Genomic DNA, 12213 nt, shown 5'->3' on the forward strand with positions numbered 1-12213 from the left:
GATCACCGGGCGGGGGGCCGGCACTGCACACGGGCTCGCGTCAGACGGTGCCGCCGTGGCGGTGCTCAACCTTGCCCACGCCCACAAGAACACCCCGTTGCCCGAGCTCCGTGGGTGCTGCGCAACGCCGTTGCAATGGCCACCGCCCACACGGCGCCCTCGGCGGCCAGACCCCCACGAACGCCTCAAGCAGAAGACCCGGACCCGGATGTAACCAAGCTCCGGCAGATGCGCGGCCAGGCCTGTGTGGCGTTGTGATCAGTCTTCGGGTTCTGCCCTCTTTCGGGGCGGGACCCGGTACGACTGTGTCCGTTACGCGTAGGCAACTCACGGATGATCAGTGGAAGTTGGTCGAGCCCTACCTGTCGGTCGGCAGGTTCGGCCCCTATCCCGAGCGGCTGTGGGAGCAGTTCGAGGGGATGATCTGGCGGTTCCGCTCCAGTGCCCAGTGGCGGGAGATGCCCACCGAGTTCGGCACCTGACCAACCGTCTACGGCCGCTTCCGGGTGTGGCGGCACGCCGGCGTCTTCATCGCCCTGCTCGAGGGCCTGATCGCCGAGGCCGCCCGCGCGGGCCGGGCGGACCTGTCGCTGGTCAGCGTCGACTCCACGGCCGTCCGCGCCCCACCACGACGCCGCCGGGATGCTCGTCGGCGAGGACGTCCTGCAGGCCCCGGAGGAGGCCGCGCGTGAGCAGGAAGAGCCCCGGCAAAAAGGGGCGAACCGCAGAAACGGAACGGACAGCACGAACGACAACGCGCGCCCGACTCCGGCGCAGGCTCCGTCTGAAGAAAGCCCTGCTCGGCCGCTCCCGCGGCTGGCTGACCAGCAAAATCCACCTCGCCACCGACCGCAGGTGCCGCCCCTGGCGCGCGTCCCGACCGCGGGACAGACCGCGGACAGCCCGCAGTTCATCCCTGTCCTGGCGAAAGTACGCGTCCGCCTACCGGTCGGCCGTCCCCGCACCCGGCCCGGCGCGGTCGCCGCGGACACGGCCTCCTCGTCCGCGGCAATCGCGCCTACCTGCGCAAACGCCGCATCAAGGCGGTCATCCCGGAGAAGAAGAACCAGGCCGCCGACAGGAAAAGGAAGGGCAGGGGCGGCCGGCCGGTCAGCCACGACACCGACCTCTACGAGGAACGCAACACCGTCGAACGCCTGATCAACAGGCTGAAGGCCTGACGGGGCATCGCCACCCGCTGCGGCAAGACACCCGAGAGCTACCTCGCCGGCCTCCACCTCCGCGCCTCAATGATCTGGATCGACGACCTCCCGCGAGCGACCGACTGATCCCAGCACCACACAGGCCCCAGCTGTAGCCCCCGCGCCGGCTACCGCCGCCGGTCCGCCAGCACCTCGGACGGCGCTTCCCACTGGTGCGGAACCGGCGGGAGGGACGACGGTGCGCCCGCCCCGTCCTGCTGCAGCGAGACCGTGCGCGTGGGCGCGGGGATCGAGATGCCCTCCGTCCGGTACCGCTGGTGCAGGCGCTTGATGAACTCGTGCTTGATCCGGTACTGGTCGCTGAACTCGCCGACGCCCAGGATCACCGTGAAGTTGATCCTGGAGTCCGCGAAGGTGTGGAAACGGACGACGGCCTCGTGGTCGGGCACGCCACCGCTGATGTCGGCCATCACGCTGTCGACGACGTCGAGGGTGACCCTCTCCACGTGCTCCAGGTCGCTGTCGTAGCCGACCCCGACCTGGACCAGGATCGACAGCTTCTGCTCGGGCTGGGAGTAGTTCGTCATGTTCGTCCGCGCCAGGCGGCCGTTGGGGATGATCACCAGGTTGTTCGACAGGTTGCGCACCACGCTGTTGCGCCAGTTGATGTCGACGACGTACCCCTCCTCCCCGCTGGTGAGCCGGATGTAGTCACCCGGCTGGACCGTCTTCGAGGCGAGGATGTGCACACCCGCGAAGAGGTTGGCGAGGGTGTCCTGCAGCGCCAGCGCGACCGCGAGACCGCCCACCCCGAGGGCGGTGACCAGCGGGGCGATGGACACCCCGAGGGTCTCCAGGGCCACGAGGACGCCCATCGACAGCACCACGATGCGGGTGATGTTGACGAAGATGGTCGCGGACGCCGCGACGCCCGTCCGGGACGCGGCCACCGACTGCACCAGCCCGGCCACCACCCGGGCAACGCTGAGCGTCGCGATGACGATGAGCACGGCCGTCAGCGACCGGTCGACCAGCCCCCCGATCCGCGCGGTGAGCGGCAGGGCCGAAGCGGCCACCGCGGCCCCGGCGACCACGGCCGCCCAGGGGACGATGGTGCGCAGCGCGTCGACGATGATGTCGTCCCCGCTCCACTTGGTCCTGCTCGCGTGCTTGCCCAGCCACTTCATCAGAGCCCGCAGCACCAGACCGGCCACACAGCCGGAGGCCAGCGCGATGCCGGCCACCACCCAGTCGTGCAGGACCAGGTCCCGGGTCACCGTCCCGCCCCCGCAGCGTGGAGGGTGAGGGAACGGGCCGCCGCCGGCCGTCGTATGTGCTGTGTCGTCACCGTGTCGCCTGTCAGGTCGTGTTGTGCGCTGCCGCGTTGGAGCGGATGTACGCATTCCGAACGGACTGCCATCCTGCCCCATGACCCGGCTGCCGCCACAACCGGACCCCGGCGTTCCGGCCGCTCGACCGGCCGCTCGACCCGCTCGGTCGCCCCGCGACACCCGTCGGCCCCGCCGGTACGACGCGGACGGTCGGTCCAGCCGAGGAGCGTACCCCGCAGATGCCCGCCAGGAGACGGTTGTTGCGGTCGGCGAGGTACGCCTGCGCGCGGGGCCTGGTCCACAGAGCAGCGGCGAGGAGGTAACCGGCCGGCGCACCGGCGGAGGGCACCAGAGCGGACAGGCCCTCCCGCTCGGCACCCGGGCAAGCCGCCGCCACAGCCCTCCTCCCCCAGCGACGTCCTACACCTGCGACACCTGCGGCACCTGCGCACCGCGATGCGCTACATCCACTGGCCAGCAAGACGGCCCGAAGGAAGCGGCATAGCCGCCGCCGACGGGCCGGGCCCGGGCGGAGCGCCCGTGGTCACTCGCCCTGGCCGGCGCTTCCCATCGGGCCGATCTTCACCGGGGATCCGCTGCCGTCCGTGACGGGCAGCGAGCCGGCGCCCGGCCAGGGCAGGGTGACCGGGTGGGTCTCGTCCGGCGGGGTCACCACCAGGCCGGTGATCCGGACGCCGGAGCCGCCCGAGGTGTTGGCCGGGTAACTGATGCCGAAGTACGTCGACTTGCCGTTCTTCACGACGCCCGCGACGACCGGCTCGCCGGAGCGCTTCGCGGACAGCGTGCCCGCGGAGGTCTTCAGGTCGACGCCCGCGTACCCGGAGAGCGTGCAGTCCTTGCCGCTGTGGTTCTTCAGCTCGACCACGACGGTGTTGTCGGTGTCACCGGTGATGGTCCGGTCCGCGGCGGTGATGGTCAGGTCCGCGGTCCGGCACTTGGCGGTCTTCCCGGCCCCGGTGGAGCCGGCCGGTGCGGCGGTGGACGGCGCGCTGCCCTTTCCCGGGGCACCGGAGGCCGGGGCACCGGAGGCCGGTGCGCCGCTGGGGGAAGCACCGGTGGACGCGGTCGGGGCGGCGGTCGGGGCGCCCTGCGCGGTGCCCGCCCCGTCGTCCTGGCAGGCGGTGAGCGAGAGGGCGGCGGCGACGGCCAGGGTGGCGAAGGCGAGCTTGCGGACGCGCATGGTGTTTTCCTCCGAGAGTGGCAGCGGTGCCTGGTGCTCGGTGCGAGCGGGTTTCCGAAGACCAGGACCGCCCGCCCGGACGAGCCGTTCCGCCCGAACGGGCCTCAGGACAGTGCTGTGACATGTACGGTCGCGAACCACCCGCCCGCCGCCCGCCGCCCCGGGCCGCATCCCGCCGCCGACCTGCCCGGACGCCCGTTCGCCCTGCCGCCGCGCACTGCCGCCGCCGGCGCCGCCCGCCGGGACAGACCCGTGACCCTGACGACCTTGACCACGGACCACGACGGCACGCGGATTCGCGGTGCCCCGGTCCGGCCGGTCGGCCCGTCAGTTGCCTGCGGTGAGGGTGGCTTCGCCTCGGCGGAGGCCGACGGGTGCCGGGCGCGGTGCCGCCCAGGGTGCGCTCGAGGTAGCAAATCCCGGTGGCGGCCTTCTTCGCGAGGGCGCTGTCACCGTACGTCTGCCGGTCCAGTTCGTCGATCACCCGCGGCGGAACCACCAACCGCACCGGTTGCGCCTCCACGCCCTGGCCGAGCTGGAAGACCTCACGCCGGCGCACGTCGCCGGGCTGCGCGCCCAGTGGTTGAGCATGTTGGTGTCGTACACGACGGCAGACCCGGGCGCTGCGCCAGCTCCTCCAGCTCGGCCAGGGCGCGCTCCATCGTCCGATGCCGGCGCTCGATCTCGACGGACAGGGCCTTGTTCCTGGCCGCGTACTCCGCCTGAACGGCGTCAGGGGTGGTGGGCAGCACCATGCGGGACGGCAAAGGCGCACTCCGGCACCGGGGAGGTCTTCTCGACGGCATCGGTGTAGGCCCTGAAGCAGTCCCGCGCGCCGCGGTACCGGGATCTGCCGCACTGTCAGGACAGGCCACCTCGCGGACGGCGGTCTACGGGCGGCCGCGCAGAACCGTACCGGCCCCCGTCCAGCACGGCAGCACCACGGTGGTGCTGCTGGCCACGATGGATTGGCGTGCGCACTGGAGCACTCGGATCAGTACGCGGACACCCTGGCGGACGGCGAGATGCCCGGAAGCCGGATGAATCGGGCGTCCGAGGTCGGCTTGTGCCCCTTGGCGAGTCCGTGCGTGTCAGATCGAGGTGCCCGTGGCCGGAGACAGGGCCGCTGTGGTGCGGCTCAGGTGCCGGACCAGCGCGTCGGTGGCAGCGGCTGGGTCGCGGGCGAGGGCGGCCTGCTCCAGGTCTCCGTGTTCGTCAGGAGCCGAGCGGTCGGGGGTGTGGTGGCTGGCCAGACGGCGGGCCACCTCGCTCGCCGTCCACAACCGGTCGAAGGTCTCCAGCAGGACGGAGTTTCCGCAGCCTTCCAGCAACGCGCGGTGGAAGCCACGGTGGGCCTCGGCCCAGGCGTCGCTGTAGTACTCGCCCTGTTCGGGGTCGAATTCCGGGGTTCGCACCAGCCTGTGGTGCGCGGCACGCACGCGAGTCTCCCATTCGAGGTCGCCGCGCTCGATCGCCATGCGCAGCATGTCCGGTTCGACGGTCAAGCGGGCCTCGGTGAGCTGCTGCCAGCGGCGGTCGGAGGGGGCCGGTGTGGCGAAGCCGCGGTTGGGCAGCCGGGTGGCGAGTCCCTCCCCGACCAGTCGAACCAGGACTTCCCGCATCACGGCCAGGCTGACGCCCTGCTGCTTCGCCAACTCCTGCGGCTTGAGGGGGTCTCCAGGAGCGAACACCCCGTGCAGCACGTCCTTGCGAAGACGGTCGTAAACCCGTTCGGAAAGCATCTGCTTGCCCGCCCGGGCGGGGCCATCGGTCGTCTGCATCACGGCCACAGTCTAACCAGAAGCCAAATAATCGATTATTCACGCTATGATCTAACATCTGGGGGACCTGCCCCAGTGGAGGGGGAATACTCGATGAGCGTCAACGACCCGCTCGCCCGCCTGCCCGGGGCGGCGGACTTCACCGTCACCAGCACGACCGCGCCCGAGGGAACGGCCCTGCAACCCCGGGCAGATGTCCGCCCGTCTCCCCGGCGGTAAGGACGCATGCCCGCAGCTGCCCTGGAGCGGAGCCCCGAGGGCACCAGAAGCTTCGCCGTGACCGTCCGCACCCCAGACACCCCGATCGGCTCCGGCTTCCGGCATCGGGCCGTGTCCGACATCCCCGCCACAGTCACCGGGCTCCCGGAGGGCGCCGGCGACGATGCCGGTTCGGGCCTTCCCGAAGGCGCCGTTCAGCTGCCGAACGGCGCCCGCGCGGCCCGTTTCCTCTGCGCCGCACCGCCCGCCGGCCACGGCCCGCACCGCTACTTCATCGTGGTGCGGGCGCTGGACCTCGAACGCATCGGCGTCCCGGCCGAATCCGTACCGGCCTACCCGGGCTTCCCGAGGTCCGGCCACACCCTCGGCCGGGCGGTGCCGACCGCCACCGCCGAACCTCCGAGCCGAGAGCCGTACACATGAACATCACCGCTGTCCGCGAAATCAGCCTCGCCGTCAACGCGGCCCACCGGTTCATCTACTTCGTCCCGGAATCCGCCCGGCAGGCCGCCGATCTCGGCGTGACCGACCGCGCACCGGCCTACTTCGCGTTCCGCTCGGCACCGATGGGCGCGGTCGCGTGGCAGGTCACTCTCGCGACCTTCTACAACTTCAGCCCCCGGGCGGTGCGGTCGATGACAGGCGTGTGGGACGCCGCGCCGCCCGAGCGGTGGCAGGCCGCCCGCTACACGGCCGCCGAACACGCGCTACGGCGCGCCGGGGTGAGCCTGACGGGCGATCAGATAGCCGAGGCGCGATCGCTGATCGACCCCGTCGTCACCGCGGCCGACTACGCCGGCAAACCGCTGGCCGCGGCCAACGCATCCGTCCCCCTGCCACCCGACCCGCTGACTGCACTGTGGCAGCAGGTCACCGTGCTGCGCGAGTGGCGCGGAGACGCGCACCTCGTCGTCCTCGCCGACAACCGCCTCGGACCGTGCGACTGCAACGTCATCCACACCGCCACCGGCCGGCTCCCGGCGCCGATCGTGCGCGCCACCCGGCAGTGGGACGACGGGGAATGGGCTGCGGCCACCGAACGCCTCGTCACCCGCGGCTGGCTGGAGGCCGACGGGACCGCGACCGACGCGGGCACCGCGGCGCGCGAGCGGATCGAGGTCGAGACCGACGAACACTGCGCCGGGCTCTGGGCACCGATCGGCGCGACCGGCGCCCGCCGCCTGGCCGAACTCCTCAAGCCCATCGACGAGGCGTTCACTGCGGCCGGGACCTACGCGCAACTGGGCTGATCGCGATCCATCCGGGAGAAGTGAGCGCCGTGGCGGCCGAATCCGGCCGGGCCGCCCGCGGCGGCACCGGCCGGCGGGTGCGCGAAGACCGCCGTCCCGGTGCGGGAGGGCGGTCTCGGCGCGCGGGGAATCAGTGGGCGTCTGGGTCGGTGGCGAAGTCGGGCAGTTCGGTGGACAGGAGTTCCTCGGCGCCGTGGTCGAGGAGTTCCTGCATCTTGTGGGAGCGGGGGAGCATGGTGCTCTCGTACGCCCGGACGGCGGCGTCGATGCTGTCGTTGCCCACGATGGCGAGGGCGAGTTCGCTGGCGTCGAGCATGGCGAGGTTGACGCCGACGCCGAGCGGGGGCATGAGGTGGGCGGCGTCGCCGAGCAGGGTGACGGTGGGGTTGTGCTCCCAGGTGTGGGGCACGGGGAGGGCGTTGATGGGCCGGTCGACGTAGAGGCCGTCGTTGTCGGTGATCATCCGGCGCAGGGCCGGCGACCAGTCGCGGAAGCCCTCCAGGAGGAGGGCGCGGATGGCGTCGGTGTCGCGGATGGTCAGGCCGCCGGCGCCGATCCAGTCGACGGGGGCGCGCTGGATGATGTAGACGCGGATGTGGTCACCGCTGTTGCGCTGGGCGAACAGGCCGCGCTCGCCGTCGGCGGCGGCTGCTGCGCCCTGGCCGACGAGTGCGGCGATCTCGGGGTGCCTGTTCTCCACGTCGTGGAACCAGGCTTCGAGGAAGCTGACGCCGCTGTACTGCGGGAGGGCCGGAGATATGGCGCGGCGGACCCTGGACCAGGCGCCGTCCGCTCCGACGACGAGGTCGGCCTCGACGGTGGTGCCGTCGGCGAAGTGCAGGCGGCGCGGTCCCTGGTCGGGGCCGTCGACGGCGGTGAGGGTGCGGTTCCAGTGGATGGTGCCGGGGGCGAGGGAGTTCAGGAGGAGTTCGCGCAGGTCGCCGCGGTCGATCTCGGGCTTGAAGAGTTCGCCCTCCTCGGGGACGTGGTGGAACAGGATCGTGCCCTGGGGGTCCATCTGGCGCATCTCCTGGCCTTCGGGGCGGGAGAGGCGGAAGAACTCCTCCAACAGTCCGGCCTCGCGCAGGGCGATCTGGCCGTTGTCCTCGTGCAGGTCCAGGGTGCCGCCCTGGTTGCGGGCGTCGGGGCTCGCCTCGCCGTCGTAGACGGTGACGGGGATGTGGTGACGCTGCAGGATGCGGGCGCAGGTCAGGCCGGCGGGGCCGGCTCCGACGATCGCGATGCGGGAGGTGCGGGTGGTGTTCATGGTGGTGCCCTGCCTTTCTTGGCGGGTTGGAACTGATCATTCGTGGGATCGGCGCACCCAGGGCTCTGGGATGGCCGGCACGGTGTAAACCGCGAGATGGTTCAAGGAGCCTGGCCGTCCAGAGCCCCGCGACGACTCGACCCCAATGGGGATCCGCGACTCGATCGCTGTGCAGGGCAACGCCGGCGAGGTCGTCTGCCGGGAGTTCGACCATGACGAGCTGACGGAGGCGGCCGGCCCCCGGATCCGGGCCGGAGTCGACATCGGCAAGGAACAGCACCACTGCGTGGTGCCTGAACGACGAGACGGCCTTGCTGGAGCTGATGCAGGACGTCCTGGCCCTCGGCGAGGACGCGCTGTGGGCGGTCGACCTCAACCACAGCGAAGGACGCTTTCGTCATCGCCGACCGGGCCCGCATGCGCAAGGCCTCGGCCTGCTGCGGCCGACGACGAGATCGCCGTCGACGTCCGCACGCTGACCACCCGCCGCACCGGCCTGGTCACCGACCGGACCCGCCGGATCAACCGGCTCCGGGCCCAACTGCTGGAGATACGCCAGACGTTGGAGCATGCCCTGGAGCCGGCGAGCAGGTAGGAGGTGCCGGCGTCCATGGTGGCCGGCAGGGCGAGTCCGGCGGTGGGGAACACGGCGCCGAGGTCGAGGAAGATCTTGTAGCGGCCGGTGGCGGACATGATCCTGCCTGCGACGGTGGAGACGATGACGACGGGGATCATCATCGGCGGCATCAGTAGGCCGGAGTTGGCGGCCGAGGTTCCCTGGACGGTCCGCTGGAACAGCGGCAGGTAGAGGCCGGCACCGAACATGACCACGCCGGCGGCCAGGATCATGACCATCGCCGGCGGGTGGTTGCGGTGGCCCGTGAAGACGCTCAGCGGCAGCAGCGGCGCGCCGCTCGACGGCGACGAACGCGGCGAGCGCGGCCGCGGTCGCGGTCGCGGCCCCCAGGGACAGGATCTGTCAGGAGCCCCGGGCGTAGCTGCTGCCTGCCCAGATCCCGGCCAGGACGATCGCGGTGATCGACAGCGTCAGCAGGGCAATGCCCGCCCGGTCGATCCTCGCCTTGACGCAGAAGGCCCAACGCCAGCCGAAGTGGCCGGTGACGAACCCGCCCGCAGCGGGCCGCCGATTGCGCCGATCGCACTTGCGGCCGTACAGGTCGCCGAACTTGCCCCGTACAGGTGTCGTCACGGCGGCGACCAGCGTGTAGGCGGTGACCGCCCACGAGATGTGGTCGAGACCGCCCAGGTCGCCGACGATCGTGGGGCGTCGCGGCGCTGACGACCATGTTGTCGAGCATCGACAGCAGCATCGCGAGCATCACGCCCAGCACCCAGCACAAGTACTGGGCACGCAGGCGGAGCGGAGGGAAGGAAGGCAGTTTCGGACATGGCGAATCCGCTCCTTTCGGGCAGGGAGGGAACAAGGGTGAAGGGGCGGGGCGGTGGTCCGCGCTACCGCCGCTCCAGAAAAACACACCCACCAAAAAAGTACAACCATGCAACTTTTTGAATCGGGCACCTTTGCGTACGATGGCAACATGACGACCCCGGCCCCCGCCCCGACCGGGCGGCGCGAACGCAAGAAGGCCGCCACCCGCCAGGCCCTCGCCGACGCCGCCCTGAACCTCTTCCTCGCCCGCGGCTACGACCAGGTGACCCTGCACGAGATCGCCGAAGCCGCCGACGTCTCCACCACCACCCTCCTCAAGCACTTCCCCAGCAAGGAGGCCCTCGTCTTCGACGAGGACGCCGACCAGGAAGCAGCACTCGTCGCCGCCGTCCATGACCGCTCCCCCGGCACGACCATCCCCCAGGCGCTGTGCGCGCACGTCAAGCACGTGCGCCTGCGCGCAGCCGACAGCGACCCCCGCTACACCGACTTCTTCAACCTGGTCACCGCCACCCCCGCCCTCAGCGACTACGCCCACCGCATGTGGATGCGCCACCAGGCCGCCCTCGCCCACGCCATCACCCACGACGCCGGCCTCCCGCCCGGCGACCCGCGCAGCGCAGCCCTCGCCCGCTTCGCCCTGGAGACCTCCGCCCTCGCCCACCGCTCCGAGAACCCCGAACTGGCCGTCGACGCCGCCTTCGAGCTCCTCGAACACGGATGGAACGCCACAGCCGCCCTTCGGCCCGGCACCGGCCACTCCTCACCGGCTGGGCTTGATCCGCTTTGACGGACATCGCTGACCCCGCGCCTGCCTGATTCCGCCGGCCCAGCCCGGCCTCCAGTCGTGGTGTCCAACCGACGGGATGTCCGGCTGCGGCGCGTAGCCGCACGGGCAGAGGTCCGGCCCACCCCTGCAAGCGCGGCAGAGCTCAGCGGTCAGAGCAGCCGGGCAACGTGCAGGCAATGTGCGCCGCCCTGGGCCGGAGGCGGCGGCCACGGATCTCCGCCCCTTGTCGCGGCCGGCCGCATGCGCGCCCCACCCTCGGGTACCTGCTCAGCATGCTGACCCTCGGCGTTGAAGAGGAATACCTCCTGCTCGATGCGGCCACCGGCCTCCCGGTGGCCCGCGCCGCCCAGGTACGTGAGGCCGCCCGCCTCCAACCTTCCCTGGAGCACGGCGAGGTCCAGCGAGAACTGCTCCAGGCACAGCTGGAGGTCGCCACCCCCATCTGCCATGACCTGGAGGAAGTCGGCGGGCACCTGCTGCGCATGCGCCTGGCCCTCGGTGAGGCCGCCCGGCAGGAGGGCGGACCGGCGTCACATCGTCCCCGTGCTGGAGCGCCTGCTGCAAGACGGCAACGGCGCCGCCCGCCAGCTGCGCCAACTGCGCACCGCGGGCCGGGGCGGTCTCGTGACGATGCTCATCGATCAGACCACCGGCGCCTGACGTCCGCTGCTCCCAGGCCACGCGGATGCTGTCCGGACCGGATGGCTGCGCGTCAAGGTCGCTCCCGTGGACCTCGCGCGTGCGGGTCGCTGGTTCTCAGACGCATCGGCCAAGGTTCGTCTGAGCGGCCGCATCGGTCTGGTGGGGTCCGGGTCGTGTGGTGCCGGGGTCCGCTCAGGGCCCGGTGTTCGGGCGGGGTTCCGCGAACCGCGCGCCCGCCCGGTCTCCGAGGGCGGTGACCCACGCCGGCAGGCCGGAATGCTCCGCCGCGCGGGCCCCCTGGACGTCGTGACGCGGCCGGTCACCGGCGGCGGGCAGGGTCCGGGCGACCAGGCCGAGCAGCCGCGCTGTGGTGGCGGGCGCGAGGCCCTGCAGCCGGACGCCGACCTTGGCCGCGGGGGTGAGGACCAGTTCGGGGCGGCGGCGCTCGGCGGCCCGGACGATCGCGCGGGCGGCGCGTTCGGCGTTCATCGAGAGCAGTGGCATGGAGGCCGCGGCGGCGAACCAGGCGTACTCGGCTCCGGGGCGGCCGTGGAAGCGTGCGGCGGTGTGCGATCCGGTGCGCATCAGCCCCGGCAGGACGGTGGTGACGCTCACCCCCGTTCCCGCGAGTTCCGCCCGCAGTCCCTGGGAGAAGCCCGCGGCGGCGAACTTGGCTGCCACATACGGCAGCAGGTGCGGGGCGGGGATCCGGCCGCCGACCGACGAGACCGTCACCACCGTGCCGGCGCTGCTGGCCCGCAGGTCGGCAAGCGCGGCCAGGGTGAGGCGCAGCGGCGCGAAGTACATGGTCTCCATCGCGTGGCGGAAGTCCTCCTCGCGCAGCGCTTCCAGGGGGCCGACCTGGATGATTCCGGCGCTGTTGACGAGGATGTCGAGCGGGCCGAACCGCTCGTGCACTGCGTCGAGGAGCCGGCGGGGGGTCTCGGGGTCGGTGATGTCGCAGCTGAGGGAGGCGGTGTCGGCTCCGTCGGCTCGCAGCTGGCGCTCGGCCCGGCCGAGGGCGTCGGCGTCGCGGGCGCAGAGCATGACCCGGGTGCCGTGGCGGGCCAGTTCGCGGGCGATGAGCAGGCCGAGCCCGCGGGAGGAACCGGTGACCAGGGCGGTGCGGCCGGCGAAGCGGTGCGGTCGTGCGGTCAC

General features: G+C 71.8%; 8 protein-coding genes and 4 pseudogenes. 6 read left to right on the forward strand and 6 right to left on the reverse strand.

All coding sequences use genetic code 11. The features are described 5' to 3' along the window. The first annotated feature begins 305 nt into the window (after positions 1-305). A pseudogene (locus ACQ614_RS01065) lies at positions 306-1289 on the forward strand (IS5 family transposase). A gap of 41 nt (positions 1290-1330) precedes the next feature. Here the strand turns inward: ACQ614_RS01065 and ACQ614_RS01070 are convergent. The 3 genes from ACQ614_RS01070 to ACQ614_RS01080 all read right to left on the reverse strand — a co-directional run bounded on the left by ACQ614_RS01070 (position 1331) and on the right by ACQ614_RS01080 (position 5476). Next, positions 1331-2440, reverse strand: a complete 1110-nt coding sequence (locus ACQ614_RS01070; protein WP_431676169.1) for a mechanosensitive ion channel family protein — start codon at positions 2438-2440, stop codon at positions 1331-1333. A 598-nt stretch (positions 2441-3038) separates the two neighbouring features. After that, on the reverse strand, positions 3039-3695 hold the full coding sequence (locus ACQ614_RS01075) for a DUF4232 domain-containing protein (RefSeq protein WP_431676170.1): 657 nt from the start codon (positions 3693-3695) through the stop codon (positions 3039-3041). A gap of 1091 nt (positions 3696-4786) precedes the next feature. Beyond that, on the reverse strand, positions 4787-5476 hold the full coding sequence (locus ACQ614_RS01080; RefSeq protein ID WP_431683800.1) for a GntR family transcriptional regulator: 690 nt from the start codon (positions 5474-5476) through the stop codon (positions 4787-4789). 225 nt (positions 5477-5701) lie between these two features. On the opposite strand from ACQ614_RS01080, the gene ACQ614_RS01085 reads away from it, so the two are divergent. Beyond that, positions 5702-6118, forward strand: coding sequence for a YbhB/YbcL family Raf kinase inhibitor-like protein (locus ACQ614_RS01085; protein ID WP_431676172.1), 417 nt, complete (start codon positions 5702-5704; stop codon positions 6116-6118). Beyond that, on the forward strand, positions 6115-6945 hold the full coding sequence (locus ACQ614_RS01090) for an SCO6745 family protein (RefSeq protein ID WP_431676173.1): 831 nt from the start codon (positions 6115-6117) through the stop codon (positions 6943-6945). Before ACQ614_RS01085 ends, ACQ614_RS01090 begins: the two co-directional genes overlap by 4 nt. A 130-nt stretch (positions 6946-7075) precedes the next feature. Here ACQ614_RS01090 and ACQ614_RS01095 read toward each other — a convergent pair whose 3' ends face one another. After that, entirely contained in the window at positions 7076-8212 is a 1137-nt protein-coding gene (locus ACQ614_RS01095) for an FAD-dependent oxidoreductase (RefSeq protein ID WP_431676174.1), read from the reverse strand. Positions 8213-8432: 220 nt separating this feature from the next. On the opposite strand from ACQ614_RS01095, the pseudogene ACQ614_RS01100 reads away from it, so the two are divergent. Further along, positions 8433-8792: pseudogene (locus ACQ614_RS01100) on the forward strand (IS110 family transposase); the annotation flags it as partial. Between the two features lie 14 nt (positions 8793-8806). Here ACQ614_RS01100 and ACQ614_RS01105 read toward each other — a convergent pair. Then, positions 8807-9531 (reverse strand): annotated as a pseudogene (locus tag ACQ614_RS01105) (hypothetical protein); the annotation flags it as partial. Positions 9532-9771: 240 nt separating this feature from the next. Here ACQ614_RS01105 and ACQ614_RS01110 point away from each other — a divergent pair. Both ACQ614_RS01110 and ACQ614_RS01115 read left to right on the forward strand, forming a co-directional pair. Continuing rightward, a complete protein-coding gene (locus ACQ614_RS01110; RefSeq protein ID WP_431676176.1) occupies positions 9772-10413 on the forward strand; it encodes a TetR/AcrR family transcriptional regulator in 642 nt (213 codons plus the stop codon). A 272-nt stretch (positions 10414-10685) separates the two neighbouring features. Then, positions 10686-10874: pseudogene (locus ACQ614_RS01115) on the forward strand (glutamate-cysteine ligase family protein); the annotation flags it as partial. 373 nt (positions 10875-11247) lie between these two features. Here ACQ614_RS01115 and ACQ614_RS01120 read toward each other — a convergent pair. Next, positions 11248-12213 (reverse strand): SDR family NAD(P)-dependent oxidoreductase, encoded by a 966-nt coding sequence (locus tag ACQ614_RS01120; RefSeq protein ID WP_431676178.1) that lies wholly within the window; start codon positions 12211-12213, stop codon positions 11248-11250.

It is taken from the genome of Kitasatospora dryopteridis (assembly GCF_050749075.1).
Taxonomy (GTDB): Bacteria; Actinomycetota; Actinomycetes; order Streptomycetales; family Streptomycetaceae; genus Kitasatospora.